Genomic DNA, 26,926 nt, shown 5'->3' on the forward strand with positions numbered 1-26,926 from the left:
CTCGAAGTATGGCGGGTATATATGCCCACTCTACATAATACCTCTTTTCACAGTGAATAATGGCAAACCGTGGGGAGTCTGTAAGGCCTGATAAGACGTTTTAACGTCGCCGTCAGGCGCGGTGATACAGCCGGATACGGCAGAAGTTGCGTTATCCGGTCGATGGATCAGCCATGCAGGAGTTTTACGCCAGGGTCTGGAATACAAAAGAAATGAATTTATTGAAATCGCTGGCTGCCGTCAGCTCGATGACTATGTTTTCACGCGTGTTGGGCTTTGCCCGTGATGCGATTGTCGCCAGAATTTTTGGCGCAGGGATGGCGACCGACGCCTTTTTTGTGGCGTTTAAACTCCCCAATCTACTACGCCGGATCTTTGCCGAAGGCGCTTTTTCTCAGGCCTTTGTGCCTATCCTGGCGGAATATAAGAGCAAGCAGGGTGAAGAAGCGACGCGGATCTTTGTCGCTTACGTTTCCGGCCTGTTGACGCTGGCATTGGCCGTCGTGACGGTAGCCGGTATGCTGGCCGCCCCGTGGGTGATTATGGTAACCGCGCCGGGTTTTGCCGATACTGCGGATAAATTCGCGCTGACGACGCAACTGCTGCGGATTACGTTTCCCTATATTCTGCTGATCTCGCTGGCTTCACTGGTTGGCGCCATTCTCAACACCTGGAATCGCTTCTCTATTCCCGCTTTTGCGCCGACATTTCTTAATATCAGCATGATCGGTTTTGCATTATTCGCCGCGCCATACTTTAATCCGCCGGTGCTGGCGTTAGCCTGGGCAGTCACCGTCGGCGGCGTGCTGCAACTGGTGTATCAACTTCCGTATTTGAAAAAGATCGGTATGTTGGTGCTGCCGCGCATTAACTTTCGCGACACCGGGGCGATGCGGGTGGTCAAACAGATGGGGCCGGCGATTTTGGGCGTATCCGTCAGTCAGATCTCCCTTATCATCAATACCATTTTTGCCTCGTTTCTGGCCTCCGGCTCGGTCTCATGGATGTACTATGCCGATCGGTTGATGGAGTTCCCGTCCGGCGTGCTGGGCGTGGCATTGGGGACCATCCTGTTGCCGTCATTGTCGAAAAGCTTTGCCAGCGGCAATCATGATGAGTACTGCCGCCTGATGGACTGGGGGCTGCGTTTGTGCTTTTTACTGGCGTTGCCGAGCGCGGTAGCGTTAGGCATTCTGGCGAAGCCGCTGACGGTCTCGCTGTTTCAGTACGGTAAATTCACCGCCTTTGATGCGGCAATGACGCAGCGGGCGTTAATCGCCTATTCGGTGGGGCTGATTGGCTTGATCGTCGTAAAAGTGCTGGCCCCGGGCTTCTATTCTCGCCAGGATATTAAAACGCCGGTGAAAATCGCCATCGTGACGTTAATCATGACTCAGTTAATGAACCTGGCGTTTATTGGACCGCTGAAACACGCCGGACTGTCGCTCTCTATTGGTCTGGCGGCATGTCTCAATGCGTCGCTGCTGTACTGGCAACTGCGCAAACAGAATATCTTTACGCCACAACCGGGTTGGATGTGGTTCCTGATGCGTCTGATCATTTCCGTACTGGTGATGGCCGCCGTATTGTTCGGCGTGTTGCATATTATGCCGGAGTGGTCGCAAGGGTCGATGTTATGGCGTTTGCTACGTTTGATGGCGGTAGTGATCGCGGGTATCGCGGCCTATTTCGCCGCGCTTGCCGTGCTGGGCTTTAAAGTGAAAGAGTTTGTTCGCCGGACGGCGTAAATTCAGTGCCTGATAGCGCTGTGCTATCAGGCCTACAAGGCATTCAGGCCGGAAAGGCGCAACGTCGCCATCCGGCACTGATTAGATAGAAATTTTTTTACCGCCGCGGTGAGAGACGGAAGTCTGACCGTCAGCCCCGTACAAGGTCGGCTCCTGGTGAGGTTTCAGCACCTCCAGCGCCTGTTGATTACGCTCAATTTGCCCTTCCAGCAGCCAGCCGTTGTGCTGGTTGAGGTCGCGAAGATGCTGCGTTTTTTCGGTAATCGCCTGCCAGCGCTCTGCAATGTCATCGTTTGCGCTACGCTGCGCGTTCTGCTCCAGACGGCGCTGTTGTTCCAGATAATCCAGCGTCGCCAGCAACGAGCTTTTTTCTTCTGTAATACGCTGTAGCTGGCTGCCGTTAATCTGGCCTACGGAAAGCTGTTGTTGCTCGGCGTCCATCACCGTCTTCAGGTCATTCAGGACGGTGGTCATCTGGTCAAGTATTTCTGACAAACGAGTCATACGCTTATTTACTCTGTAAGTAGCTCTGCGCCTCGCGAATGAGCGAGTCTGCTATTTTTCCCGTATCCATTTTTAACTCACCGTTACGGATAGCTGTTTTTAATGCTTCGACGCGTTCCATATTAATGTCGCTGACGCCTGGCTGCATGAGCTTCGCTTGCGCGTCGCTTAACGTTACGCTGGCGCTCGTCGCGGCGGACGTTTTTTCCTGACGCGTTTTTTGTACCGGCGTATCGCTGGTTTCGCGCGTCTGGACAGTGCTAACGGGTTTCAAAGGTGAGGTACGGTCAATGCTCATTTATTTATCCTCATCGAGGGTTACGTTGTAGCGGCCAGCTACCATCATGGTTGAATATCTCATCGGCAGCCGCGACAAAATCTTTACACAATTATAGGTTAATAAGAATATTCCCATCAGAATCGACGGTTCCACTCACGATTTGACCCGATGTCATGCGCACGCGCGCATTTTGCGCGACGGCGGCATTATTCATCGCCTGACCTTCCGCATTGACGCTAAACCCCTCGCCATTGGCGATGACCTGTACTCGTTGCCCCGCTTTGACGCGCCAGGCCTGACGTATCATCGTAAGCTGTACCGGCTGCCCAGGAGCGAGATCGCGCAAACTGACGGCATCCTGAATCTGACGGATATCCAGTACCGTCCGCGGCGGTAACTGATCCAGCCTGCCACGTTTTAGCGTGACGTTGGCCGGCGTCAATTTTCCGCCGCGCGCGACGGGCGCGGCAACGGCGACATAATTGCCGGTCGCTTGCACATTCACCTGCAAATAACGTTTTTCATTGGCGCAGCGCGCCACCACATTGACGTTGCCCCACAGCTTCGCGCTGCCCGTCATGCTGAAGGCTGGCTGCTCGCAGCTCGGTAGCAGATTGGGCGATGAACGGAGCGTGACAACCACCTCGTCGCTGAAGCCAGACAGACGCTGGGAAAACCACGTGGTCAGCTGGGCGTTGATGTCCTGCGCCATTGTCAGGGGGCTGAACAGCAAAGCCGCCACGGCGAATCCTCGTTTTAACGTTTGCATGGTACTTCCCCCTGGTTGATGTCATGACAGGATTCTACCCGTGTGAAGCAAGCATCAACGCAATAAATAGCGACGCATTTTGCGTTTATTCCGGCGATAACGCGCGCGTGAAGGCATTTAAGCTGTCGGCTGAATTTTGCCATTTGCGGAGGAGATATGCTCGACAGGCTCGATGCCGCCTTACGATTTCAGCAGGAAGCGCTAAATCTGCGCGCGCAACGTCAGGAAATATTAGCGGCGAATATCGCCAATGCCGATACGCCGGGGTATCAGGCGCGCGATATTGATTTTGCCAGTGAGTTAAAAAAGGTGATGGTGCGTGGACGGGAAGAAACCGGCGGCGTCGCGTTAACGTTGACTTCCTCTCACCATATTCCCGCCCAGGCGGTCTCTTCTCCCGCAGTGGATCTGCTTTACCGCGTACCCGATCAGCCTTCTTTGGATGGTAACACCGTAGATATGGACAGGGAACGTACGCAGTTTGCGGATAACAGTCTCAAATATCAGATGGGGCTTACCGTTCTGGGTAGCCAACTCAAAGGCATGATGAATGTGCTACAGGGAGGAAACTAATTCGTGGCGCTGTTAAACATTTTTGATATTGCCGGATCGGCGCTTGCCGCACAGTCCAAGCGGTTGAACGTTGCGGCCAGTAACCTGGCGAATGCGGATAGCGTCACCGGCCCGGACGGACAGCCTTATCGCGCCAAACAGGTGGTTTTTCAGGTGGACGCCGCGCCGGGTCAAGCCACTGGCGGGGTAAAGGTCGCCAGCGTGATTGAAAGTCAGGCACCGGAAAAGCTGGTTTATGAGCCAGGCAATCCGCTGGCGGACGCTAATGGTTACGTCAAAATGCCCAACGTCGATGTGGTCGGCGAAATGGTCAACACGATGTCAGCCTCGCGCAGCTATCAGGCAAATATCGAAGTCCTGAATACCGTAAAAAGCATGATGCTTAAAACGCTGACATTAGGCCAGTAAAGGAGGCGCGTATGTCTATTGCCGTAAATATGAATGACCCGACCAACACGGGCGTCAAAACGACGACCGGCAGCGGGTCGATGACCGGAAGCAACGCTGCCGATCTGCAAAGCAGTTTCCTGACCTTACTGGTCGCGCAATTGAAGAACCAGGACCCGACTAACCCATTACAAAATAATGAGTTAACGACACAGTTGGCGCAAATCAGTACCGTGAGCGGCATTGAAAAACTGAATACGACGCTGGGGGCTATTTCCGGGCAAATCGATAATAGTCAGTCCCTACAGGCGACCACGCTGATTGGGCATGGCGTTATGGTGCCTGGCACCACAATTCTGGCGGGTAAAGGCGCGGAAGAAGGGGCCGTGACGTCCACGACGCCGTTTGGCGTGGAATTGCAACAGCCTGCGGACAAAGTGACGGCAACCATTACCGATAAAGATGGCCGGGTGGTACGGACGCTGGAGATCGGTGAGTTGCGAGCCGGGGTACACACCTTTACCTGGGATGGTAAGCAAACGGACGGAACAACGGTACCGAATGGTTCTTACAACATTGCGATTACCGCCAGCAATGGCGGGACGCAACTGGTGGCGCAGCCGCTGCAATTCGCTCTGGTACAGGGCGTGACGAAGGGCAGTAACGGCAACCTGTTGGATCTGGGTACCTACGGCACCACCACACTCGACGAAGTTCGGCAAATAATCTAAGCCCTTACACTTATCAGGAGTCAGTCATGTCTTTTTCTCAAGCGGTTAGCGGCCTGAACGCTGCGGCCACCAACCTTGATGTTATCGGTAATAACATCGCCAACTCCGCCACCTATGGCTTTAAGTCCGGTACGGCATCATTTGCCGATATGTTTGCCGGTTCCAAAGTGGGGCTGGGCGTAAAAGTGGCGGGGATTACCCAGGATTTTACCGACGGTACGACAACGAACACCGGGCGCGGGCTGGATGTCGCGATTAGCCAGAACGGTTTTTTCCGCCTGGTAGACAGCAACGGTTCCGTGTTCTATAGCCGCAACGGCCAGTTCAAACTGGACGAGAACCGTAACCTGGTCAATATGCAGGGGATGCAGTTGACCGGCTATCCGGCCACCGGTACGCCGCCGACCATTCAGCAGGGGGCGAATCCTGCGCCGATCACCATTCCGAACACGCTGATGGCGGCGAAATCGACCACCACCGCGTCAATGCAGATCAACCTGAACTCAACGGACCCTGTACCGTCTAAAACGCCCTTTAGCGTGAGTGATGCGGATTCGTATAACAAAAAAGGCACCGTCACCGTTTATGACAGCCAGGGTAATGCCCATGACATGAACGTCTATTTTGTGAAAACCAAAGATAATGAATGGGCCGTGTACACCCATGACAGTAGCGATCCTGCAGCCACAGCGCCGGCGGCACCATCAACCACTCTGGTATTTAACGCAAACGGGACACTGCAATCCGGCGGTACGGTGAACATCACCACCGGTACGATTAATGGCGCGACAGCGGCCACCTTCTCCCTCAGCTTCCTTAACTCCATGCAGCAGAACACCGGGGCTAACAACATCGTCGCCACCAATCAGAACGGCTATAAGCCGGGCGACCTGGTGAGCTACCAGATTAACAACGACGGCACCGTAGTTGGCAACTATTCCAACGAGCAGGAGCAGGTGCTGGGGCAGATAGTGCTGGCTAACTTCGCCAACAACGAAGGTCTGGCATCCCAGGGCGATAACGTCTGGGCGGCGACGCAGGCCTCCGGGGTAGCGCTGCTGGGGACTGCCGGTTCCGGCAACTTCGGTAAGCTGACGAACGGCGCGCTGGAAGCCTCTAACGTGGATTTGAGTAAAGAGCTGGTGAATATGATCGTCGCGCAGCGTAACTACCAGTCGAATGCGCAGACCATCAAAACCCAGGACCAGATCCTCAATACGCTGGTTAACCTGCGCTAAGCGCCTGACGGGATAGCTTAATGGATCACGCAATTTATACCGCCATGGGGGCGGCCAGTCAGACGCTTAACCAGCAGGCGGTAACGGCCAGCAACCTGGCTAATGCCTCAACGCCGGGCTTTCGCGCGCAGCTTAACGCGCTACGCGCGGTGCCCGTTGATGGCCTCTCTTTAGCGACGCGCACGCTGGTTACGGCGTCGACGCCGGGGGCGGATATGACCCCGGGTCAGTTGGACTACACCTCCCGCCCACTGGATGTCGCGTTACAGCAGGACGGCTGGCTGGTGGTGCAAGCGGCGGATGGCGCTGAAGGATATACCCGTAACGGGAATATCCAGGTGGGGCCGACCGGGCAGTTAACCATTCAGGGACATCCGGTTATCGGCGAAGGCGGCCCGATCACCGTTCCTGAAGGGTCGGAAATCACCATCGCGGCAGACGGCACGATCTCCGCGCTCAATCCCGGCGACCCGCCAAACACGGTGGCGCCCGTTGGGCGACTGAAGCTGGTCAAAGCGGAAGGCAATGAGGTGCAGCGGAGCGATGACGGTTTATTCCGCCTTACCGCCGAGGCACAGGCTGAACGCGGGGCGGTACTGGCCGCCGACCCGTCAATTCGCATTATGTCGGGCGTGCTGGAGGGCAGTAACGTCAAGCCGGTTGAAGCCATGACCGACATGATCGCCAACGCACGTCGTTTTGAAATGCAGATGAAGGTTATCACCAGCGTAGATGAGAACGAAGGGCGAGCTAACCAACTGCTGTCGATGAGTTAATACAGGACATTTTATGATCAGTTCATTATGGATCGCCAAAACCGGTCTGGACGCGCAGCAAACCAATATGGATGTGATTGCCAATAACCTGGCAAACGTCAGCACCAATGGTTTTAAGCGTCAGCGCGCGGTATTTGAAGATCTGTTGTATCAGACCATCCGCCAGCCGGGCGCGCAGTCGTCCGAGCAGACGACGCTGCCTTCCGGGCTGCAAATCGGTACCGGCGTGCGTCCGGTCGCCACGGAGCGTCTGCACAGTCAGGGGAACCTGTCGCAGACCAACAACAGTAAAGATGTGGCGATTAAAGGGCAGGGCTTTTTCCAGGTCATGCTGCCGGATGGTACGTCTGCCTATACCCGCGACGGCTCTTTCCAGGTGGATCAGAATGGTCAACTGGTGACGGCGGGCGGTTTTCAGGTGCAGCCGGCAATCACCATTCCGGCCAACGCGTTAAGCATCACCATTGGCCGCGACGGCGTGGTCAGCGTGACCCAGCAGGGGCAGGCCGCGCCGGTTCAGGTCGGGCAGCTTAACCTGACCACCTTTATGAACGACACCGGGCTGGAAAGCATCGGCGAGAACCTCTATATCGAAACGCAATCGTCCGGCGCGCCGAACGAAAGCACGCCGGGGCTCAACGGCGCGGGGTTGTTGTATCAAGGGTATGTCGAAACGTCGAACGTTAACGTGGCGGAAGAGCTGGTGAACATGATTCAGGTTCAACGCGCCTATGAAATTAACAGTAAAGCAGTATCGACGACCGATCAGATGCTGCAGAAACTGACGCAACTCTAAGGGGCCGCCGGTGGGGATACGCCACCGGCTCCCTGATTTTGAAGATGAAGGTAATGCAAAAATACGCGCTTCACGCTTACCCAGTTATGGCCCTGATGGTCGCGACGCTGACAGGATGCGCCTGGATACCCGCTAAACCGCTCGTGCAGGGGGCGACCACGGCGCAGCCGATACCTGGCCCGGTACCGGTGGCGAATGGCTCCATATTTCAGTCTGCGCAGCCGATTAATTATGGCTATCAGCCGCTTTTTGAAGATCGTCGACCGCGTAATATCGGCGATACGCTCACGATTGTGTTACAGGAAAACGTCAGCGCCAGTAAAAGCTCGTCGGCAAATGCCAGTCGCGACGGCAAAACCAGTTTTGGTTTTGATACGGTACCGCGTTATCTGCAGGGATTATTCGGTAATTCCCGCGCGGATATGGAGGCCTCCGGCGGCAACTCTTTTAACGGCAAAGGCGGCGCGAATGCCAGCAATACCTTTAGCGGCACGCTGACCGTGACCGTCGATCAGGTTCTGGCCAATGGCAATTTACACGTCGTGGGGGAAAAACAGATCGCGATTAATCAGGGAACGGAATTCATCCGCTTCTCCGGCGTGGTAAATCCACGCACCATCAGCGGCAGCAACTCCGTTCCCTCGACACAAGTGGCGGATGCGCGGATTGAATATGTCGGGAACGGCTATATTAACGAAGCGCAAAATATGGGCTGGCTGCAACGTTTCTTCCTTAATTTGTCGCCGATGTAAGCGAGGTGTATGTGTTTAAAGCTCTTGCAGGAATCGTTCTGGCACTGGTTGCCACTCTGGCGCACGCCGAGCGTATCCGGGATCTGACCAGTGTCCAGGGGGTACGGGAAAACTCGCTGATCGGCTACGGGCTGGTGGTCGGGCTGGACGGTACGGGCGACCAGACGACCCAGACGCCATTTACCACCCAGACGCTGAATAACATGCTGTCACAACTGGGGATTACGGTCCCCACTGGCACCAACATGCAGTTGAAAAACGTGGCGGCGGTGATGGTGACGGCGTCGTATCCGCCTTTTGCGCGACAGGGACAAACGATCGATGTCGTCGTTTCCTCAATGGGGAACGCTAAAAGTCTGCGTGGCGGGACGTTATTAATGACGCCGTTAAAAGGGGTGGACAGCCAGGTGTATGCTCTGGCGCAGGGCAATATTCTGGTCGGCGGCGCGGGCGCTTCCGCAGGCGGCAGTAGCGTGCAGGTTAACCAGCTTAATGGCGGGCGCATCACTAATGGCGCGATTATCGAACGCGAGTTGCCGACTCAGTTCGGCGCTGGCAACACCATTAATCTGCAATTGAACGACGAAGATTTTACGATGGCGCAGCAAATTACCGATGCCATCAACCGCGCCCGCGGTTACGGCAGCGCCACTGCGCTTGATGCGCGAACGGTACAGGTACGTGTGCCCAGCGGCAACAGCTCGCAGGTGCGTTTTCTGGCGGACATTCAAAATATGGAAGTCAACGTGACGCCGCAGGATGCAAAAGTCGTGATCAACTCGCGTACCGGTTCGGTGGTCATGAATCGGGAAGTCACGCTGGATAGCTGCGCTGTGGCGCAGGGCAATTTGTCAGTGACAGTCAATCGCCAGCTCAACGTCAACCAGCCGAATACGCCATTTGGCGGCGGGCAGACCGTGGTGACGCCACAGACTCAGATAGATTTGCGTCAGAGCGGCGGATCGCTACAGAGCGTGCGTTCCAGCGCCAATCTGAACAGCGTAGTGCGCGCGCTGAATGCGCTTGGCGCGACGCCGATGGACCTGATGTCGATTTTGCAGTCCATGCAGAGCGCGGGCTGTCTACGCGCCAAACTGGAAATCATCTGATGATCGGAGACGGTAAATTGCTGGCCAGCGCGGCCTGGGATGCGCAATCTCTGAACGAACTGAAAGCGAAAGCGGGCCAGGACCCGGCGGCGAATATCCGTCCTGTGGCCCGTCAGGTGGAAGGGATGTTTGTGCAGATGATGCTGAAAAGTATGCGCGAGGCTTTACCCAAAGATGGTTTATTCAGCAGCGATCAGACGCGTCTGTATACCAGCATGTATGACCAGCAGATCGCCCAGCAGATGACCGCCGGCAAGGGACTGGGGCTGGCGGATATGATGGTTAAACAGATGACCAGCGGGCAGACGATGCCTGCGGATGACGCGCCGCAAGTACCGCTTAAATTCTCCCTGGAGACGGTAAACAGCTATCAAAATCAGGCGCTGACCCAACTGGTGCGCAAAGCCATCCCGAAAACGCCGGAGAGCAGCGATGCGCCGCTCTCCGGCGACAGTAAAGACTTTCTGGCCCAGCTTTCGCTCCCGGCGAGGCTGGCCAGCGAACAAAGCGGGGTGCCGCATCATCTGATTCTGGCGCAGGCGGCGCTGGAGTCCGGCTGGGGGCAACGGCAAATCCTGCGGGAGAATGGCGAACCCAGCTATAACGTATTTGGCGTGAAAGCGACCGCCAGTTGGAAAGGGCCGGTGACGGAAATCACCACCACTGAATACGAAAATGGCGAAGCGAAAAAAGTGAAAGCGAAATTCCGCGTCTATAGCTCGTATCTGGAGGCGTTATCGGATTATGTCGCGCTGTTAACGCGTAACCCACGCTACGCTGCCGTGACCACTGCCGCCACGGCAGAGCAGGGCGCAGTGGCTCTGCAAAACGCCGGATACGCCACTGACCCGAATTACGCGCGTAAATTGACCAGCATGATTCAGCAGTTGAAAGCGATGAGTGAAAAGGTCAGCAAAACCTACAGCGCGAATCTCGACAATCTCTTTTAAATTGCTCAAGTCCACGTAGTCGCTGCCGATAACAACGAGTATTGAAGGATTAAAAGGAACCATCATGTCCAGCTTGATTAATCACGCCATGAGCGGACTTAACGCCGCGCAGGCCGCGTTAAATACGGTCAGTAATAACATCAACAATTATAACGTTGCGGGTTATACCCGGCAGACAACTATTCTGGCGCAGGCAAACAGTACGTTAGGGGCTGGCGGCTGGATAGGTAATGGCGTTTACGTTTCAGGCGTACAGCGCGAATATGATGCGTTTATCACTAATCAGCTACGCGGCGCGCAAAACCAGAGCAGCGGCTTGACCACGCGCTATGAACAGATGTCGAAAATCGACAACCTGCTGGCTGATAAATCCAGCTCGCTGTCTGGTTCGTTGCAGAGTTTTTTTACCAGCCTGCAAACGTTAGTCAGTAACGCGGAAGATCCTGCGGCGCGTCAGGCGCTGATTGGTAAAGCGGAAGGGCTGGTAAACCAGTTCAAAACCACCGATCAGTATCTGCGCGATCAGGATAAACAGGTCAATATCGCGATTGGCTCCAGCGTGGCGCAAATCAACAATTACGCGAAGCAGATAGCTAACCTGAACGATCAAATCTCCCGTATGACGGGCGTAGGCGCGGGCGCATCGCCGAACGACCTGCTCGATCAGCGTGATCAGTTGGTCAGCGAGCTTAACAAGATCGTTGGCGTCGAGGTGAGTGTACAGGACGGCGGCACCTATAACCTGACGATGGCCAATGGCTATACGCTGGTGCAGGGGTCGACGGCGCGTCAGTTGGCGGCGGTTCCCTCCAGCGCCGACCCGACGCGAACGACTGTCGCTTATGTCGATGAGGCCGCCGGTAACATCGAAATTCCGGAAAAGTTGCTGAACACCGGTTCGCTCGGCGGATTACTGACATTCCGTTCTCAGGATCTGGATCAGACTCGTAATACGCTGGGCCAGTTGGCGTTGGCGTTTGCCGATGCGTTTAACGCGCAGCATACCAAAGGTTATGACGCCGACGGCAATAAAGGGAAAGACTTCTTTAGCATTGGCTCGCCGGTGGTATATAGCAACAGTAATAATGCCGATAAAACGGTATCGCTAACCGCTAAGGTGGTCGACAGCACGAAGGTTCAGGCGACGGATTATAAGATTGTTTTTGACGGTACAGACTGGCAGGTTACTCGCACTGCGGATAACACCACCTTCACGGCGACAAAAGATGCTGACGGAAAACTGGAGATTGACGGTCTGAAAGTGACGGTAGGGACCGGCGCACAGAAAAACGACAGTTTTCTTCTCAAGCCGGTCAGCAATGCTATCGTCGACATGAACGTTAAAGTGACAAATGAAGCCGAGATTGCGATGGCGTCTGAGTCAAAACTCGATCCTGATGTGGATACCGGCGACAGCGATAACCGCAATGGTCAGGCATTGCTGGACTTACAAAACAGCAATGTAGTGGGCGGCAACAAAACCTTTAACGATGCTTACGCCACGTTGGTCAGCGATGTGGGTAACAAAACGTCAACGCTGAAAACCAGCAGCACCACGCAGGCGAATGTGGTTAAACAGCTTTATAAACAGCAACAGTCGGTTTCCGGCGTTAACCTCGACGAAGAGTACGGCAATTTGCAGCGTTATCAGCAGTATTATCTGGCGAATGCGCAAGTATTGCAGACCGCGAATGCGCTGTTTGATGCGTTACTGAATATTCGCTAAAGGAGAAGGATGACATGCGTATCAGTACCCAGATGATGTACGAACAAAATATGAGCGGCATCACTAATTCTCAGGCCGAATGGATGAAGCTGGGCGAGCAGATGTCTACCGGTAAGCGCGTTACCAACCCATCTGACGATCCGATCGCCGCGTCGCAGGCGGTAGTACTCTCTCAGGCGCAGGCGCAGAATAGCCAGTACGCCCTGGCGCGTACGTTTGCCACCCAAAAAGTGTCGCTGGAAGAAAGCGTACTCAGTCAGGTGACGACGGCGATTCAAACCGCGCAGGAAAAAATCGTCTATGCCGGAAACGGCACGTTAAGCGACGATGACCGCGCGTCGCTGGCGACGGATTTACAGGGGATCCGCGATCAGCTGATGAACCTGGCAAACAGCACTGACGGCAATGGTCGCTATATCTTTGCCGGGTATAAAACGGAAGCGGCGCCATTCGACCAGGCGACAGGTGGTTATCATGGCGGCGAGAAAAGTGTTACCCAGCAGGTGGATTCCGCACGTACGATGGTAATTGGCCATACGGGAGCGCAAATTTTTAATAGCATCACCAGCAATGCGGTGCCGGAACCGGATGGCTCGGACTCCGAAAAGAATCTGTTTGTCATGCTCGATACGGCAATTGCCGCACTCAAGACCCCGGTGGAAGGCAATGACGTGGAAAAAGAAAAGGCCGCTGCCGCCATTGATAAAACCAATCGCGGCTTAAAAAATTCGCTTAATAACGTCCTGACCGTTCGTGCGGAACTGGGAACGCAACTGAGCGAACTCAGTACGCTGGATTCACTGGGAAGCGACCGTGCGCTGGGACAGAAGCTGCAGATGAGCAACCTGGTAGATGTGGACTGGAACTCGGTCATCTCCTCCTACGTCATGCAACAGGCGGCATTACAGGCGTCCTATAAAACGTTTACCGACATGCAGGGAATGTCGCTTTTCCAGTTGAACCGGTAACGCCTCTTTTTGAAACATATCACGAAACTGGATATGTTTTGTCTGCCCGCGCCATCCACCCCGGCGCGGGCATTTTTTTTAGTCGTCATTGAGTTAGTGGTCATATTGTCGCGCCCGTAGCGACGCCATCCGTACGTATTATCCCGCCCGATCTCATAAACGCCTGGAGTGACTAAAAGACGCCATGGGGTGAAGCATCGCCCTGTAAGGGGCATAAAAAAGCCGACCTGGCGGTCGGCTTTGTATCAGCATTTACATCATTCTACCAGCTGTGGGCGTGTCGCCGGGGCGCTGGCGACACGTGTGGCGCTGTGTCCGCCTGCTGCGCCTTTACCTTCAAAGTGGAAGGAAGGACGCTGCCAGTCGCTATGGTGCGGGGTTTCCGGCACATATTCCGGCGCTGGCGCACGCGTCATCGGCGCGCTGGCGTGGTTGTGATCGTCAACACAGACAACGTCCTGCGGCTTTTCCACCACCTGGGCCGGTGCGATAACGGTTTCTTCTGCCGTGTGCTCCACAACAGCCGCTTCCGCTTTTGTCTCTTCTTCTGGCTCGACAACGACAACATCAGCTACGTTTTCAGCCACCGTAATGGACGCGTCGGCGGTTTCTGCTACCGGTTCGGCGTCAGCAATAACCTCTTGCGCTTCCGGCGTATCGCTTTCGGCAATCAGTTGCGGCTGTTCATCAACCGGCGCGGCAATCACTTCCGGATGCGTTGTCTCGACCTCGACGACTTCCGGCGCCTGTGGTTCGGCGACGGTCTGCGGCTCAACGGCAACGTTTTCTACTGCCTGTACCGACGCTTGTGGTTCTAACGCTACGGTCGCAGCGATAACCTGCGGTTCAGCGACAACCGGTTGTGGCAGCGCCAGATCTGCTTCACGCTGCTCTTCAACAACCTGCGTTTCCTGAGGACGGACAATCGGGTAGCGGATCCAGACTTTACCGGACGCCATTTCCGGCGACGCGCAGGCGACGGTTAACGGCATCGGCGATTGTGTCGGGTAGCGCTCGTCACGATAGCGACGACGACGCTGACCGCTAACGCGCAGGTGGCGCGGAGAACGGCGGGAGCGACGCGGCATACCAGTATTATCGCGAGGTTCTACGCTATCATCCTGCTCCGGCGCGATATCGGCAACGACAGGTAAATCAACTTTCGCCAATTCGGTACGCGGCGCTGGAACGGGCTGTTCAACGTTTTCAACCGGGCGCGGTTCGTCGACGACGACCGGCGTGTCAACCGTTTCAACCACTGCGCTGTTGGTAAAGCGGACTTTCTGATTAAGCTGACGCTGCTTGCGGCGCGGCTGAACCTGCTGAACGCGTTCTTCCTGCTCGGTCTCCTGGACAGGCAGTTCTTCGCGGTTAAGCGCTTTTACTTCCTGCTGCGCCTGGCGTTTGTCATCATTGCGGCGGCGGCTGCGTTCGCGACGCGGCGTCTGTTGCTGCTCATCGCCGGTTTTCACTTTTTCCGCCGTTTCCTGCTGGCGGGTATCGCGCGCTTCCGCATTTTGCTGCTGCGCCTGGCGACGGTTACGACGATTATCGTCGCGGCTCTCGCCGCCGTCACGTCCGGCACGGTTATCACGGGTGTCGCGGCGTTCGTTACGATCGCGACGGTTGTTCTGCCGTGGCTTGCGACGATCCTGCTGACGCTCCGCTTTTTCTTCCGCTTTCGGCGCGGCTGTTTCGACGGTTTTCGTTTCTTCACCGCTGAACAGTTGTTTCAGCGCGTTAAGGAAGCGGCTAAACAGACCCGGCTGGGCAGGCTGCGCGGCGGCAACATTATCCTTTTTCGCCGTGGCGACGCTAACCGCCGGTTCGACAGGCGTCGGCGCCGGAGGCACATCTGGCATAGCGAATGTCGCCAGCGCAGGCTGTTCCGGGCGTTTACGCTCGGCGTACTCTTCTTCAGAAGGCAGCGCCATCGCTTCTTCGTGCAGCTTCGGCAGCATGTAGCTCAGGGTCGGCGTTTCTTCCCCTTTGCGTACGCGCAGCACGGAATAGTGCGGCGTTTCCATCTGATCGTTCGGGACGATGACACAGCGGACGCCATCCTGACGCGTCTCAATAGCGTTAACTGCCGTCCGTTTTTCGTTAAGCAGATAAGAGGCGATCGGCACCGGAACAATGGCATGGACTTCCTGCGTATTCTCTTTCAGCGCTTCTTCTTCAATCAGGCGCAGAATGGACAGCGACAGAGATTCGTTATCGCGCACGGTGCCGGTACCGCTACAGCGCGGACACACGTGATGACTGGATTCGCCCAGCGACGGGCTCAGGCGCTGACGCGACATTTCGAGCAGGCCGAAGCGGGAAATATGGCTAATCTGAATACGCGCCCGGTCCTGACGCACCGCTTCACGCAGGCGGTTTTCTACCGCGCGCTGGTGACGTACCGGCGTCATATCGATAAAGTCGATAACGATCAGGCCGCCCAGGTCGCGCAGACGCAGCTGGCGGGCAATTTCATCGGCTGCTTCCAGGTTGGTATTAAACGCGGTTTCTTCGATATCGCCGCCGCGAGTCGCGCGGGCGGAGTTGATATCAATGGCGGTTAACGCTTCGGTACTGTCAATGACGATGGAGCCGCCGGAGGGCAGGCGCACTTCACGCTGGAACGCTGACTCGATCTGCGATTCGATCTGGTAATGGCTGAACAACGGGATTTCACCGGTGTACAGCTTAATTTTGCTGCTAAAATCCGGGCGGCCCAACGCGGCGATATGCTGACGCGCCATTTCCATCACTTTTGGATTGTCGATCAGGATTTCACCGATATCCTGACGCAGATAGTCGCGAAACGCGCGTACGATGACGTTGCTTTCCTGATGGATCAGGAACGGCGCGGGACGGCTTTCAGCGGCTTTCTGAATGGCTTCCCAGTGTTTCAGGCGGAAGCTTAAATCCCACTGCAACGCTTCGGCGGATTTACCCACGCCTGCGGTACGCACGATAAGCCCCATTCCTTCAGGAAGTTCCAGGCTGGCCAGCGCTTCTTTTAACTCGGTACGATCGTCGCCTTCAATGCGACGGGAAATACCACCCGCGCGCGGGTTATTCGGCATCAGCACCAGGTAGCTGCCCGCCAGACTGATAAAGGTGGTTAACGCCGCGCCTTTGTTGCCGCGCTCTTCTTTATCGATTTGAACAATGACTTCCTGGCCTTCGCGTAACACGTCTTTAATGTTCGGGCGACCATGAGCGCTGTAGTTAGCGGGGAAATATTCGCGGGCAATTTCTTTTAACGGGAGGAAACCGTGGCGTTCTGCGCCGTAATCAACAAAAGCCGCTTCCAGGCTCGGTTCAATACGGGTAATTTTGCCTTTATAGATGTTCGCTTTTTTCTGCTCGTGTCCGGGGCTTTCTATATCCAGATCGTACAGACGCTGCCCATCTACAAGGGCGACGCGCAACTCTTCCTGCTGAGTCGCGTTGATTAACATTCTTTTCATCGTAACTTACTCATTATTCTTACGTTGACGACTAAGCTGCGGGCATGGTGACGCCTTACCGGGCATGAACCGATGGCCTCGTGACTATTTCGCGTCGCCAACCTCACGGTTATCGTCAGCTCAAAGAGGCGCAGAGTGTCGGTTGCCTGTATTTCATACGGAAACACAGCGCAATTATCAGGGAAGCAGCCTGGGCATTACTCTCCAGAGAAGATCCTATCTACCGGTAAGGACTGCAACCCGCAGCCCGCTAACTGTCTGAAAAATCAATACGTCTTACGCCATTGCTGCGTTGATGATCGGTCAGACAAAATGGGTTATTCCGCTAAACTTTTTGTTTTAACAAGTTTCGGTGCGGAAACCGCATCATTATTCCACTGCTAACCTTGTTATAGCAAGATGACTTTTACCATTTATCACCCGCTTACTCACAGTTTTTTCACCAGCGTGAGCCAATCGCTTTAATAACCAGCAAAACCGCAGTGAAAAATGTTCATCCACTGGCGTAGACGTCTCTATAAGCATAGAAAAATGTGTGGCGCGAATCTCACAGGCTATTTAGAATCGCCCCCCATGAAAACAGAAACGCCATCCGTAAAAATTGTTGCCATCGCCGCTGACGAAGCGGGGCAACGCATTGATAACTTTTTGCGCACCCAACTGAAAGGGGTACCAAAAAGTATGATTTATCGCATCTTGCGTAAAGGCGAGGTGCGGGTGAACAAAAAACGCATTAAACCGGAATACAAACTGGAAGCGGGCGATGAAGTCCGCATTCCGCCGGTTCGCGTTGCTGAACGCGAAGAAGAGGCCGTGTCGCCGCATTTGCAAAAAGTGGCGGCGTTGGCGGACGTCATTTTGTATGAAGACGACCATATTCTGGTGCTGAATAAGCCTTCCGGCACCGCCGTACACGGCGGGAGCGGGTTAAGTTTTGGCGTCATCGAAGGGCTGCGGGCGTTGCGTCCGGAAGCGCGATTCCTGGAACTGGTGCATCGTCTTGACCGCGATACCTCCGGCGTGCTGTTGGTGGCGAAAAAACGCTCCGCGCTGCGTTCGCTGCATGAGCAACTGCGCGAAAAGGGAATGCAGAAAGATTATCTGGCGCTGGTGCGCGGCCAGTGGCAATCGCACGTTAAAACCGTACAGGCGCCATTATTAAAGAACATTCTGCAAAGCGGCGAACGCATTGTTCGCGTGAGCCAGGAAGGCAAACCGTCAGAAACGCGCTTCAAGGTGGAAGAGCGTTATGCCTTCGCCACGCTGGTGCGCTGTAGCCCGGTCACGGGCCGTACGCATCAGATTCGCGTACATACCCAATATGCCGGTCACCCTATTGCGTTCGACGATCGCTACGGCGACCGTGAGTTTGATCAACAGCTTACCGAAGCGGGAACCGGTCTTAAACGTCTCTTTCTGCACGCCGCGGCGCTGAAGTTCACACATCCGGGAACGGGCGAAGTCATGCGCATTGAAGCGCCAATGGATAACGCCCTGAAGCGCTGTCTGCAGGTGCTGCGTAACGCAAAATAGTTCCTCTTTCGGGCAGGTTATCTGCCCGAATCTCACTTTTCTCATAATATTTTTGTTTTGCTGTATCCGACGCATTTTTACCGTTGTGTACTGTTTATTCTTGCGATCCGGATTTCAGCGTGTTTAAGGACGAACAGATGGCCAATACTAGCTGGATGCGCTCATTTACTCAGCGTTGGGGAAAATACGTTATCGTGCCGCTCGTGATCGCGATGCTGACCGGTTGCGAAGGAAAGGGCGATAGTTCACGACGGGCTTTCGTTGAGTATTTGAATACGCAAATCATTACGTCTCCCGTGGTGGGCGTCTGTGAGTTGACGCCAGCCCAACGTCAGGCTTTTGGTCATTACGCCGATGACTACGATGTACTATTAGCTGCCTACGGGCAAATCTTTGCTGTGGTGTATGAGACCGGCCAGGAGGATAAGATCACCGGTGTTATTCAGTCTGAGCGTGATAATCTGGTTTTCCTGAACGAGCTACGTGTGGCTCGCGACGTAAACAATCGATTTATCCTTCGGTTGAAAAATGTGAGTAGTGAAAACAGAAAAAAACATTCTGCTTTAAAATTCCCCTCTGATGTGAAGCCTGTCTTTGACGCTGCGTGGAATAAAACCGTAACACCGCTGGATGAGACGATGACTCGCTATTATTTTCTGCGCGGAAAGCGGCTCGACCAACTGGTCGCAATGGGCGAGTTTCTGCAAAAACAGGGAAATAAAGTCCGCTTTGAAACGAATGGAAAAGCGGTTTTTGCCGACCTGGCAGCAAAAGAACACTTTCAGGATCAAAAATTTAATTTTTTCATTACGCAGAATGATATAAACCATCTTACTCAGCAGATGGTTGAATTTATACATAGTCAACAAGATGCGGCTGATGCTGACGGCGTTAATTAAAGGAATGTGTTGTGAGGTGAAGCAATGTTAGGGGGGCGTAAACTCATCGCGAGATGGAATTTAACGAGTCGCAAGGGGAAGGTTTCAGGGCAGTAAACGTACTGAGAGTTGCTCGCGAGAAGAAGTTCGTAAGCCGCTTTTGACGCCGTAGAGCGCGTCAGGCGAGTATTGAGAACATGTGTTTTTACAAAACTGAACTGAGATGGGGAATTCATTAACGCGCACGTATACCGCTGTTGATACCCTATGGGATAAAACGCACCGTACATCGGTTCGTAATGCCAATGCTTTTTTTCTGGTCGGTGAATGGATTGACCAAGAAACGGGCCCGCACGAAGAGAGTGAAGATCGGCAGGCGCTAAATTGTTCACAACAAGCGCTTTCCAGTTGGTTAGAACTGGAAGCGGTCGAAACTGCTCCCCAATAAACGGGAGATAACTACCAACACGTGCAGAAACGGCTTTTAGCGGTATTTGAAAAGCCTACAGAATATCCGTTTACTGCAGTAGCGGGTTGAAGCCTTCCCGTCGCAGCATCTGGCACAGAGCAATAAGCGGCAAGCCGATCAGCGTGTTCGGATCGCGACCCTCCAGGCGCTCAAATAATGCAATGCCTAAACCTTCGCTTTTAAAACTTCCCGCGCAGTGCAGCGGATGCTCTTTACGGACATAGTCGTCTATTTCCGCTTCGCTTAAATGGCGAAAATGAACGTCAAAAGGCTCCACTTCGGTTTGTAAGTGCCCGGAGGCGGAGTTATACAGTGCCAGTCCGGTATAAAACGTCACAATATTTCCGCTGGCTTTGGCTAATTGCTGACGCGCTTTTTCTTCCGTCAGCGGTTTGCCGGTGATTTCGCCGTCCAGAACACAAATTTGGTCGGAGCCAATAATCAAATGATTCGGGAAACGCGCGGCGAGCGATTGCGCCTTAGCCTGCGCCAGCCGCAGCACCAACTGACGCGGCGCTTCGCCCGGCATGGGGGTTTCATCAACATCCGGCGCGGCGCATTCGAAAGGAATCGTCAGCTTTTCCAGCAGCGCGCGACGCCAGGGAGAGGTAGACGCAAGGATGAGACGGGGCATATTTTTTCCCTCAGATATAGCGTAATGATGAGAGCCATCTTAAACTATGCTCTTCGGTCTTCAAGCCTGTCATACTGACTCGTCTTGAGCGAAAATAAGTCTGTAACCCGCAATGTGTGCGAATTATTGGCAAAAGGCAACCGCAGGCTGCCTTTTTCTTTGACTATATGACGTTACGAAGTTAATATGCGCGCCCTATGCAAAAGGTAAAATTACCCCTGACTCTTGATCCGGTTCGTACCGCTCAAAAACGCCTTGATTACCAGGGTATCTATACCCCCGATCAGGTTGAGCGCGTTGCCGAATCTGTAGTCAGTGTGGACAGTGATGTGGAATGCTCCATGTCGTTCGCTATCGATAACCAGCGTCTCGCCGTTTTGACCGGCGATGCGGTCGTTACGGTGTCGCTCGAATGCCAGCGTTGCGGGAAACCGTTTACCCATCAGGTTCACACAACGTATTGTTTTAGCCCTGTCCGTTCCGACGAGCAGGCTGAAGCACTGCCGGAAGCGTATGAGCCGATTGAGGTAAACGAATTCGGCGAAATCGATCTGCTGGCGACGGTTGAAGATGAAATCATCCTCGCCTTGCCGGTAGTTCCGGTGCATGATTCTGAACACTGTGAAGTGTCCGAGGCGGACATGGTCTTTGGCGAACTGCCTGATGAAGCGCAAAAGCCAAACCCATTTGCCGTATTAGCCAGCTTAAAGCGTAAGTAATAGGTCTTCCCCGCGGACGCAGGGATAAACCGTAATTGAGGAGTAAGGTCCATGGCCGTACAACAGAATAAACCAACCCGTTCCAAACGTGGCATGCGTCGTTCCCATGACGCTCTGACCGCAGTCACCAGCCTGTCTGTAGACAAAACTTCTGGTGAAAAACACCTGCGTCACCACATCACTGCCGACGGTTACTACCGCGGCCGTAAGGTCATCGCTAAGTAATCGCGCGATACTCGATGCCTTTTGCATCACAGGCGTGCCTGTGGTGTAAAAGCCGAAGAGTACAAGCGTGATAAAGCTTAGTGAGGATTTCTCCGCGTAAGCGGAGAACACCGAACCAGGCAGCGACGATACCTTGACACGTCTAACCCTGGCGTTAGATGTCATGGGGGGCGATTTTGGTCCTTCCGTGACGGTGCCTGCAGCATTGCAGGCACTGAACGCTAATTCGCAGCTCACTCTTCTTTTAGTCGGGAATCCCGATATTATCACGCCATTACTTGCCAAAGCTGACTTTGAACAACGTTCGCGTCTGCAGATTATCCCTGCACAGTCAGTTATTGCCAGTGATGCCCGGCCTTCGCAGGCGATCCGCGCCAGTCGCGGGACATCCATGCGTGTGGCCCTGGAGCTTGTGAAAGAAGGCCGAGCCGAAGCTTGCGTTAGCGCTGGTAATACCGGGGCGCTGATGGGGCTGGCGAAATTATTGCTCAAGCCTCTTGAGGGGATTGAGCGTCCGGCGTTGGTGACGGTATTACCGCACCAGCAAAAGGGCAAAACGGTAGTGCTTGATTTGGGGGCCAACGTCGACTGCGACAGTACCATGCTGGTGCAGTTTGCCGTGATGGGCGCCGTTTTGGCGGAAGAGGTCGTCGGGATCAAAAATCCCCGCGTGGCGCTACTCAATATCGGGGAAGAAGAAACCAAAGGCCTCGACAGTATTCGCGAAGCCTCTTTAATGTTAAAAACAGTTCCAACCATCAATTACATCGGCTACCTTGAGGCGAATGAGTTACTGACGGGAAAAACCGATGTACTGGTGTGTGACGGCTTTACAGGCAATGTCACACTTAAAACGATGGAGGGGGTTGTCAGAATGTTCCTTTCACTGCTGAAATCACAGGGCGAAGGGAAAAAACGGTCGTGGTGGCTGCTGTTATTAAAACGTTGGTTGCAAAAAAGCCTGACGAGGCGATTCAGTCACCTCAACCCCGACCAGTATAATGGCGCCTGTCTGTTAGGATTGCGCGGCACGGTGATAAAAAGTCATGGTGCGGCCAATCAGCGAGCATTTGCAGTCGCGATTGAACAGGCAGTGCAGGCGGTGCAGCGACAAGTTCCTCAGCGAATTGCCGCTCGCCTGGAATCTGTATACCCAGCCGGATTTGAACCGCTGGACGATGGCAAAGGCGTAAACCTGAGGGCGCACAGATAATATCGCTGTCTCCCCGGCGCCGCCAGCGTGCCAGACGTTTACAGGTAACGGTATATAACCGAAAAGTGACTGAGCGTACATGTATACGAAGATTATTGGTACTGGCAGCTATCTGCCCGAACAAGTGCGGACTAACGCCGATCTGGAAAAAATGGTTGAGACCTCTGACGAGTGGATTGTCACTCGTACAGGTATTCGTGAACGCCATATCGCCGCGCCGAATGAAACTGTCGCGACGATGGGCTTTACCGCTGCGAATCGCGCGATTGAGATGGCGGGGATCGATAAAGACCAAATTGGCTTGATTGTGGTGGCTACCACATCAGCAACGCATGCATTTCCAAGCGCGGCATGTCAGATTCAAAGTATGCTCGGTATTAAAGGTTGCCCGGCGTTTGATGTCGCGGCAGCGTGCGCAGGTTTCACCTACGCGTTAAGCATCGCCGACCAGTACGTTAAATCCGGCGCGGTTAAACACGCGCTGGTGGTCGGTTCCGATGTATTAGCCCGCACTTGCGATCCTGGCGATCGCGGTACGATCATTATTTTCGGCGATGGCGCAGGCGCGGCCGTACTGAGCGCTTCTGAAGAACCGGGTATTATCTCCACTCATCTTCATGCCGATGGCCGTTACGGTGAATTACTGACCCTGCCGAATGCCGATCGCGTAAATCCGGATAACCCGATTTACCTGACGATGGCGGGCAATGAAGTCTTTAAAGTGGCGGTCACTGAACTGGCGCATATTGTCGATGAGACGCTGGCGGCTAATAACCTGGATCGCTCAGAACTCGATTGGCTGGTGCCGCATCAGGCTAACCTGCGTATCATTAGCGCGACAGCGAAAAAACTCGGCATGTCGATGGACAATGTCGTCGTCACGCTGGACAGGCACGGCAATACCTCCGCGGCTTCTGTGCCGTGCGCGCTGGATGAAGCCGTGCGTGACGGGCGAATTAAAGCCGGTCAGCTGGTATTGCTTGAAGCCTTCGGGGGTGGATTCACCTGGGGCTCCGCGCTGATTCGTTTCTAGTATAAGGATTTAAACATGACGCAATTTGCATTTGTGTTCCCCGGTCAGGGTTCTCAGAGCGTTGGGATGTTGGCCGAGATGGCGGCAAATTACCCTATCGTAGAAGAAACGTTTGCTGAAGCTTCTGCGGCTCTGGGATATGATCTGTGGGCGCTCACCCAGCAAGGTCCAGCGGAAGAACTGAATAAAACCTGGCAGACGCAGCCGGCGTTATTAACCGCTTCCGTCGCGCTTTGGCGCGTTTGGCAGCAGCAGGGCGGTAAAATGCCTGCGTTAATGGCAGGTCACAGCCTGGGCGAATATTCCGCGCTGGTTTGCGCTGGCGTCATCAACTTTGCTGATGCCGTTCGTCTGGTGGAAATGCGTGGTAAATTCATGCAGGAAGCGGTTCCGGAAGGTACTGGCGGCATGTCTGCGATCATCGGGCTGGATGATGCCTCTATTGCTAAAGCCTGTGAAGAATCTGCCGAAGGGCAGGTTGTTTCGCCGGTTAACTTTAACTCGCCGGGACAGGTGGTTATCGCCGGGCATAAAGAGGCGGTAGAACGCGCGGGCGCAGCCTGTAAAGCCGCTGGCGCGAAACGCGCGCTGCCGCTGCCGGTGAGCGTACCGTCGCACTGCGCGCTGATGAAACCAGCGGCAGATAAGCTGGCGGTTGAATTAGCCAAAATTACCTTTAACGCGCCAACGGTGCCGGTAGTAAACAACGTTGACGTGAAATGTGAAACCGATGCCGCCGCTATCCGCGATGCGCTGGTTCGCCAGTTGTACAATCCGGTACAGTGGACGAAGAGCGTGGAATTTATCGCGGCGCAGGGCGTTGAACATCTTTATGAAGTGGGTCCAGGTAAAGTCCTCACTGGTCTGACGAAACGTATTGTCGACACCCTGACAGCGTCGGCGCTGAACGAGCCGGCGGCGCTGTCTGCGGCACTTACGCAATAAAAGAGGAAAACCATGAGCTTTGAAGGAAAGATTGCGCTGGTGACTGGTGCAAGCCGTGGCATAGGCCGCGCAATTGCAGAGACTCTCGTTGCCCGCGGCGCGAAAGTTATCGGGACTGCGACCAGTGAAAATGGTGCGAAGAACATTAGCGACTATTTAGGTGCTAACGGGAAAGGTTTGATGTTGAATGTGACCGATCCTGCATCTATTGAATCTGTTCTGGAAAATATTCGCGCAGAATTTGGTGAAGTGGATATCCTGGTTAATAATGCCGGTATCACTCGTGATAATCTGTTGATGCGAATGAAAGATGATGAGTGGAACGATATTATCGAAACCAATTTATCATCCGTTTTCCGCCTGTCAAAAGCGGTAATGCGCGCTATGATGAAAAAGCGTTGTGGTCGCATTATCACTATTGGTTCTGTGGTTGGTACCATGGGAAATGCAGGTCAGGCAAACTACGCTGCGGCGAAAGCGGGCCTGATCGGTTTCAGTAAATCACTGGCGCGTGAAGTTGCGTCCCGTGGTATTACTGTCAATGTTGTGGCTCCGGGTTTTATTGAAACGGACATGACGCGTGCGCTGTCTGACGATCAGCGTGCGGGTATCCTGGCGCAGGTGCCTGCGGGTCGCCTCGGCGGCGCTCAGGAAATCGCCAGTGCGGTTGCATTTTTAGCTTCTGACGAAGCGAGTTACATCACTGGTGAGACTCTGCACGTCAACGGCGGAATGTACATGGTTTAATCACGATTGAAAAATATTTGCGTTATTAGGGCGAAAGGCCGCAAAATAACGTAAAATCGTGGTAAGACCTGCCGGGATTTAGTTGCAAATTTTTCAACATTTTATACACTACGAAAACCATCGCGAAAGCGAGTTTTGATAGGAAATTTAAGAGTATGAGCACTATCGAAGAACGCGTTAAGAAAATTATCGGCGAACAGCTGGGCGTTAAGCAGGAAGAAGTAACCAACAATGCTTCTTTCGTTGAAGACCTGGGCGCAGATTCTCTTGACACCGTTGAGCTGGTAATGGCTCTGGAAGAAGAGTTTGATACTGAGATTCCGGACGAAGAAGCTGAGAAAATCACCACCGTTCAGGCTGCCATTGATTACATCAACGGCCACCAGGCGTAAGTGAACATCTCCAGGCGGTCATTCGACCGCCTGAGTTTTATCTTTTTGTCCCACTAGAATCATTTTCCCTCCCTGGAGGACAACCGTGTCTAAGCGTCGTGTAGTTGTGACCGGACTGGGCATGTTGTCTCCTGTCGGCAATACCGTAGAGTCTACCTGGAAAGCTCTCCTTGCCGGTCAGAGTGGCATCAGCCTGATCGACCATTTCGATACTAGCGCCTATGCAACGAAATTTGCTGGCTTAGTAAAGGATTTTAACTGTGATGACATTATCTCGCGCAAAGAACAGCGCAAGATGGATGCCTTCATTCAATATGGAATTGTCGCTGGCGTACAGGCCATGCAGGATTCTGGCCTTGAAGTGACGGAAGAGAACGCAAGCCGTATTGGCGCCGCTATCGGCTCCGGTATCGGTGGTCTCGGTCTGATCGAAGAAAACCACAGTTCGCTGGTAAAAGGCGGACCGCGTAAGATTAGCCCGTTCTTTGTCCCGTCGACGATTGTTAACATGGTAGCAGGCCATCTGACTATCATGTATGGCCTGCGTGGGCCAAGCATCTCTATTGCGACTGCCTGTACTTCAGGCGTGCATAACATCGGCCATGCCGCGCGTATCATCGCCTATGGCGATGCGGACGCGATGGTGGCAGGTGGCGCAGAAAAAGCCAGTACGCCGCTGGGCGTAGGTGGTTTTGGCGCAGCGCGCGCGCTGTCGACCCGCAACGATAACCCACAGGCGGCGAGCCGTCCGTGGGATAAAGAACGCGATGGTTTTGTACTGGGCGACGGTGCCGGTATGTTGGTGCTTGAAGAGTACGAACATGCAAAAGCGCGTGGTGCGAAAATCTATGCTGAAATCGTCGGCTTTGGTATGAGCAGCGATGCTTACCATATGACGTCGCCGCCGGAAAATGGCGCAGGCGCTGCGCTGGCGATGGTTAACGCGTTGCGTGATGCCGCGATTGAGCCTGCTCAGATTGGCTACGTCAACGCACACGGCACGTCGACGCCTGCCGGCGACAAAGCTGAGACGCAGGCGGTTAAGTCAGTCTTTGGCGATGCCGCAAGCCGAGTGATGGTGAGCTCGACCAAATCGATGACCGGCCATCTGTTGGGCGCCGCAGGCGCAGTAGAGTCTATTTTCTCTATTCTGGCGCTGCGCGATCAGGCCATTCCGCCAACCATTAATCTGGATAACCCGGATGAAGGTTGCGATCTGGACTTCGTGCCGCATGAAGCGCGCCAGGTCAGCGATCTGGAGTACGCTCTGTGTAACTCCTTTGGCTTTGGCGGTACTAACGGTTCGTTGATTTTCAAACGTATCTAGTCAGTACTGTTATGAATAAAAAAGCGGAGCGCCTGGCGCTCCG

Annotated in this window: 28 protein-coding genes; 23 read left to right on the forward strand and 5 right to left on the reverse strand. The window is 54.2% G+C overall.

The genetic code is table 11. The annotated features are described in order from the left end of the window. Nucleotides 1–212 precede the first annotated feature (212 nt). A complete protein-coding gene (murJ, locus tag J4614_RS00820; protein WP_001537775.1) occupies nucleotides 213–1,748 on the forward strand; it encodes a murein biosynthesis integral membrane protein MurJ in 1,536 nt (511 codons plus the stop codon). An 81-nt stretch (nucleotides 1,749–1,829) separates the two neighbouring features. On the opposite strand, the gene flgN is transcribed toward murJ, so the two are convergent. The 3 genes from flgN to flgA all read right to left on the reverse strand — a co-directional run bounded on the left by flgN (nucleotide 1,830) and on the right by flgA (nucleotide 3,301). After that, nucleotides 1,830–2,252: a flagella biosynthesis chaperone FlgN gene (gene flgN / locus J4614_RS00825; RefSeq protein ID WP_000197547.1), complete on the reverse strand. Its 423-nt coding sequence runs from the start codon at nucleotides 2,250–2,252 to the stop codon at nucleotides 1,830–1,832. 4 nt (nucleotides 2,253–2,256) lie between these two features. Continuing rightward, complete coding sequence (gene flgM / locus J4614_RS00830; RefSeq protein WP_000020893.1) at nucleotides 2,257–2,550, reverse strand: flagellar biosynthesis anti-sigma factor FlgM; 294 nt, start codon at nucleotides 2,548–2,550, stop codon at nucleotides 2,257–2,259. A 91-nt stretch (nucleotides 2,551–2,641) separates the two neighbouring features. After that, nucleotides 2,642–3,301, reverse strand: coding sequence for a flagellar basal body P-ring formation chaperone FlgA (gene flgA / locus J4614_RS00835; protein ID WP_001194091.1), 660 nt, complete (start codon nucleotides 3,299–3,301; stop codon nucleotides 2,642–2,644). A 156-nt stretch (nucleotides 3,302–3,457) separates the two neighbouring features. Here flgA and flgB point away from each other — a divergent pair, with 156 nt between their 5' ends. The 11 genes from flgB (at nucleotide 3,458) to flgL (ending at nucleotide 13,307) form a co-directional block, all read left to right on the forward strand. Then, entirely contained in the window at nucleotides 3,458–3,874 is a 417-nt protein-coding gene (gene flgB / locus J4614_RS00840; RefSeq protein ID WP_000887043.1) for a flagellar basal body rod protein FlgB, read from the forward strand. Between the two features lie 3 nt (nucleotides 3,875–3,877). Next, complete coding sequence (flgC, locus tag J4614_RS00845; protein WP_001196448.1) at nucleotides 3,878–4,282, forward strand: flagellar basal body rod protein FlgC; 405 nt, start codon at nucleotides 3,878–3,880, stop codon at nucleotides 4,280–4,282. Nucleotides 4,283–4,293: 11 nt separating this feature from the next. Next, on the forward strand, nucleotides 4,294–4,992 hold the full coding sequence (flgD, locus tag J4614_RS00850; protein ID WP_000020450.1) for a flagellar hook assembly protein FlgD: 699 nt from the start codon (nucleotides 4,294–4,296) through the stop codon (nucleotides 4,990–4,992). Between the two features lie 26 nt (nucleotides 4,993–5,018). Beyond that, complete coding sequence (flgE, locus tag J4614_RS00855; RefSeq protein WP_000010562.1) at nucleotides 5,019–6,230, forward strand: flagellar hook protein FlgE; 1,212 nt, start codon at nucleotides 5,019–5,021, stop codon at nucleotides 6,228–6,230. Between the two features lie 20 nt (nucleotides 6,231–6,250). Then, a complete protein-coding gene (locus tag J4614_RS00860; RefSeq protein ID WP_000349278.1) occupies nucleotides 6,251–7,006 on the forward strand; it encodes a flagellar basal body rod protein FlgF in 756 nt (251 codons plus the stop codon). Nucleotides 7,007–7,019: 13 nt separating this feature from the next. Beyond that, complete coding sequence (gene flgG / locus J4614_RS00865; protein ID WP_000625851.1) at nucleotides 7,020–7,802, forward strand: flagellar basal-body rod protein FlgG; 783 nt, start codon at nucleotides 7,020–7,022, stop codon at nucleotides 7,800–7,802. Between the two features lie 53 nt (nucleotides 7,803–7,855). Continuing rightward, entirely contained in the window at nucleotides 7,856–8,554 is a 699-nt protein-coding gene (gene flgH / locus J4614_RS00870) for a flagellar basal body L-ring protein FlgH (protein WP_001174897.1), read from the forward strand. Nucleotides 8,555–8,565: 11 nt separating this feature from the next. Further along, nucleotides 8,566–9,663 (forward strand): flagellar basal body P-ring protein FlgI, encoded by a 1,098-nt coding sequence (locus J4614_RS00875; RefSeq protein ID WP_001518955.1) that lies wholly within the window; start codon nucleotides 8,566–8,568, stop codon nucleotides 9,661–9,663. Next, nucleotides 9,663–10,613 (forward strand): flagellar assembly peptidoglycan hydrolase FlgJ, encoded by a 951-nt coding sequence (gene flgJ / locus J4614_RS00880; RefSeq protein ID WP_000578693.1) that lies wholly within the window; start codon nucleotides 9,663–9,665, stop codon nucleotides 10,611–10,613. Before J4614_RS00875 ends, flgJ begins: the two co-directional genes overlap by 1 nt. 64 nt (nucleotides 10,614–10,677) lie before the next feature. Continuing rightward, a complete protein-coding gene (gene flgK, locus J4614_RS00885) occupies nucleotides 10,678–12,339 on the forward strand; it encodes a flagellar hook-associated protein FlgK (RefSeq protein WP_000096425.1) in 1,662 nt (553 codons plus the stop codon). 14 nt (nucleotides 12,340–12,353) lie between these two features. After that, nucleotides 12,354–13,307 (forward strand): flagellar hook-associated protein FlgL, encoded by a 954-nt coding sequence (gene flgL, locus J4614_RS00890; RefSeq protein ID WP_001223032.1) that lies wholly within the window; start codon nucleotides 12,354–12,356, stop codon nucleotides 13,305–13,307. A gap of 257 nt (nucleotides 13,308–13,564) precedes the next feature. Here flgL and rne read toward each other — a convergent pair whose 3' ends face one another. After that, nucleotides 13,565–16,768 (reverse strand): ribonuclease E, encoded by a 3,204-nt coding sequence (gene rne, locus J4614_RS00895; protein ID WP_208293025.1) that lies wholly within the window; start codon nucleotides 16,766–16,768, stop codon nucleotides 13,565–13,567. 573 nt (nucleotides 16,769–17,341) lie between these two features. On the opposite strand from rne, the gene rluC reads away from it, so the two are divergent. From rluC to J4614_RS00910, 3 genes are all read left to right on the forward strand, one after another. Continuing rightward, entirely contained in the window at nucleotides 17,342–18,301 is a 960-nt protein-coding gene (gene rluC, locus J4614_RS00900) for a 23S rRNA pseudouridine(955/2504/2580) synthase RluC (RefSeq protein ID WP_000846319.1), read from the forward strand. Nucleotides 18,302–18,456: 155 nt separating this feature from the next. After that, on the forward strand, nucleotides 18,457–19,200 hold the full coding sequence (locus J4614_RS00905; RefSeq protein WP_208293094.1) for a DUF3053 domain-containing protein: 744 nt from the start codon (nucleotides 18,457–18,459) through the stop codon (nucleotides 19,198–19,200). 202 nt (nucleotides 19,201–19,402) lie between these two features. Further along, complete coding sequence (locus tag J4614_RS00910; protein ID WP_000528428.1) at nucleotides 19,403–19,627, forward strand: hypothetical protein; 225 nt, start codon at nucleotides 19,403–19,405, stop codon at nucleotides 19,625–19,627. Between the two features lie 70 nt (nucleotides 19,628–19,697). Here the strand turns inward: J4614_RS00910 and J4614_RS00915 are convergent, their stop codons facing one another. Then, nucleotides 19,698–20,282 carry a nucleoside triphosphate pyrophosphatase gene (locus J4614_RS00915; RefSeq protein ID WP_001137604.1) on the reverse strand — a complete coding sequence of 195 codons (585 nt, stop codon included), beginning with the start codon at nucleotides 20,280–20,282 and terminating at the stop codon, nucleotides 19,698–19,700. A gap of 197 nt (nucleotides 20,283–20,479) precedes the next feature. Between J4614_RS00915 and yceD the strand changes: the two genes are divergently transcribed. The 8 genes from yceD to fabF all read left to right on the forward strand — a co-directional run bounded on the left by yceD (nucleotide 20,480) and on the right by fabF (nucleotide 26,883). Continuing rightward, the gene (gene yceD / locus J4614_RS00920) at nucleotides 20,480–21,001 is read left to right on the forward strand and encodes a 23S rRNA accumulation protein YceD (protein WP_001174492.1); all 522 of its coding nucleotides are present in this window, start codon (nucleotides 20,480–20,482) and stop codon (nucleotides 20,999–21,001) included. A 51-nt stretch (nucleotides 21,002–21,052) separates the two neighbouring features. After that, nucleotides 21,053–21,226 (forward strand): 50S ribosomal protein L32, encoded by a 174-nt coding sequence (gene rpmF / locus J4614_RS00925; RefSeq protein ID WP_000290727.1) that lies wholly within the window; start codon nucleotides 21,053–21,055, stop codon nucleotides 21,224–21,226. 133 nt (nucleotides 21,227–21,359) lie between these two features. Further along, complete coding sequence (gene plsX / locus J4614_RS00930; RefSeq protein ID WP_001518286.1) at nucleotides 21,360–22,439, forward strand: phosphate acyltransferase PlsX; 1,080 nt, start codon at nucleotides 21,360–21,362, stop codon at nucleotides 22,437–22,439. 79 nt (nucleotides 22,440–22,518) lie between these two features. Next, nucleotides 22,519–23,472, forward strand: a complete 954-nt coding sequence (fabH, locus tag J4614_RS00935; protein ID WP_000288148.1) for a beta-ketoacyl-ACP synthase III — start codon at nucleotides 22,519–22,521, stop codon at nucleotides 23,470–23,472. A gap of 15 nt (nucleotides 23,473–23,487) precedes the next feature. Further along, nucleotides 23,488–24,417 (forward strand): ACP S-malonyltransferase, encoded by a 930-nt coding sequence (fabD, locus tag J4614_RS00940; RefSeq protein WP_001529843.1) that lies wholly within the window; start codon nucleotides 23,488–23,490, stop codon nucleotides 24,415–24,417. A gap of 12 nt (nucleotides 24,418–24,429) precedes the next feature. Continuing rightward, nucleotides 24,430–25,164, forward strand: a complete 735-nt coding sequence (gene fabG / locus J4614_RS00945; protein ID WP_000007236.1) for a 3-oxoacyl-ACP reductase FabG — start codon at nucleotides 24,430–24,432, stop codon at nucleotides 25,162–25,164. Between the two features lie 155 nt (nucleotides 25,165–25,319). Next, complete coding sequence (gene acpP, locus J4614_RS00950; RefSeq protein ID WP_000103754.1) at nucleotides 25,320–25,556, forward strand: acyl carrier protein; 237 nt, start codon at nucleotides 25,320–25,322, stop codon at nucleotides 25,554–25,556. An 85-nt stretch (nucleotides 25,557–25,641) separates the two neighbouring features. Next, on the forward strand, nucleotides 25,642–26,883 hold the full coding sequence (gene fabF, locus J4614_RS00955; RefSeq protein WP_000044666.1) for a beta-ketoacyl-ACP synthase II: 1,242 nt from the start codon (nucleotides 25,642–25,644) through the stop codon (nucleotides 26,881–26,883). The last annotated feature ends 43 nt before the right edge of the window (nucleotides 26,884–26,926 follow it).

Origin of the sequence: Salmonella sp. 32031103-2018-00083-FB-01-SM-01 (genome assembly GCF_017571995.1) — a bacterium.
In the GTDB taxonomy this organism is placed as follows: domain Bacteria; phylum Pseudomonadota; class Gammaproteobacteria; order Enterobacterales; family Enterobacteriaceae; genus Salmonella; species Salmonella enterica.

Bases quoted from the DNA above. Each gene is read 5' to 3' on its own strand.
- murJ (WP_001537775.1), top strand. From the start codon at position 213: ATGAATTTATTGAAATCGCTGGCTGCCGTCAGCTCGATGACTATGTTT.
- flgN (WP_000197547.1), bottom strand. From the start codon at position 2,252: ATGACTCGTTTGTCAGAAATACTTGACCAGATGACCACCGTCCTGAAT.
- flgM (WP_000020893.1), bottom strand. From the start codon at position 2,550: ATGAGCATTGACCGTACCTCACCTTTGAAACCCGTTAGCACTGTCCAG.
- flgA (WP_001194091.1), bottom strand. From the start codon at position 3,301: ATGCAAACGTTAAAACGAGGATTCGCCGTGGCGGCTTTGCTGTTCAGC.
- flgB (WP_000887043.1), top strand. From the start codon at position 3,458: ATGCTCGACAGGCTCGATGCCGCCTTACGATTTCAGCAGGAAGCGCTA.
- flgD (WP_000020450.1), top strand. From the start codon at position 4,294: ATGTCTATTGCCGTAAATATGAATGACCCGACCAACACGGGCGTCAAA.
- flgE (WP_000010562.1), top strand. From the start codon at position 5,019: ATGTCTTTTTCTCAAGCGGTTAGCGGCCTGAACGCTGCGGCCACCAAC.
- J4614_RS00860 (WP_000349278.1), top strand. From the start codon at position 6,251: ATGGATCACGCAATTTATACCGCCATGGGGGCGGCCAGTCAGACGCTT.
- flgG (WP_000625851.1), top strand. From the start codon at position 7,020: ATGATCAGTTCATTATGGATCGCCAAAACCGGTCTGGACGCGCAGCAA.
- flgH (WP_001174897.1), top strand. From the start codon at position 7,856: ATGCAAAAATACGCGCTTCACGCTTACCCAGTTATGGCCCTGATGGTC.
- flgJ (WP_000578693.1), top strand. From the start codon at position 9,663: ATGATCGGAGACGGTAAATTGCTGGCCAGCGCGGCCTGGGATGCGCAA.
- flgK (WP_000096425.1), top strand. From the start codon at position 10,678: ATGTCCAGCTTGATTAATCACGCCATGAGCGGACTTAACGCCGCGCAG.
- flgL (WP_001223032.1), top strand. From the start codon at position 12,354: ATGCGTATCAGTACCCAGATGATGTACGAACAAAATATGAGCGGCATC.
- rne (WP_208293025.1), bottom strand. From the start codon at position 16,768: ATGAAAAGAATGTTAATCAACGCGACTCAGCAGGAAGAGTTGCGCGTC.
- rluC (WP_000846319.1), top strand. From the start codon at position 17,342: ATGAAAACAGAAACGCCATCCGTAAAAATTGTTGCCATCGCCGCTGAC.
- J4614_RS00905 (WP_208293094.1), top strand. From the start codon at position 18,457: ATGCGCTCATTTACTCAGCGTTGGGGAAAATACGTTATCGTGCCGCTC.
- J4614_RS00910 (WP_000528428.1), top strand. From the start codon at position 19,403: ATGGGGAATTCATTAACGCGCACGTATACCGCTGTTGATACCCTATGG.
- J4614_RS00915 (WP_001137604.1), bottom strand. From the start codon at position 20,282: ATGCCCCGTCTCATCCTTGCGTCTACCTCTCCCTGGCGTCGCGCGCTG.
- yceD (WP_001174492.1), top strand. From the start codon at position 20,480: ATGCAAAAGGTAAAATTACCCCTGACTCTTGATCCGGTTCGTACCGCT.
- rpmF (WP_000290727.1), top strand. From the start codon at position 21,053: ATGGCCGTACAACAGAATAAACCAACCCGTTCCAAACGTGGCATGCGT.
- fabH (WP_000288148.1), top strand. From the start codon at position 22,519: ATGTATACGAAGATTATTGGTACTGGCAGCTATCTGCCCGAACAAGTG.
- fabD (WP_001529843.1), top strand. From the start codon at position 23,488: ATGACGCAATTTGCATTTGTGTTCCCCGGTCAGGGTTCTCAGAGCGTT.
- fabG (WP_000007236.1), top strand. From the start codon at position 24,430: ATGAGCTTTGAAGGAAAGATTGCGCTGGTGACTGGTGCAAGCCGTGGC.
- acpP (WP_000103754.1), top strand. From the start codon at position 25,320: ATGAGCACTATCGAAGAACGCGTTAAGAAAATTATCGGCGAACAGCTG.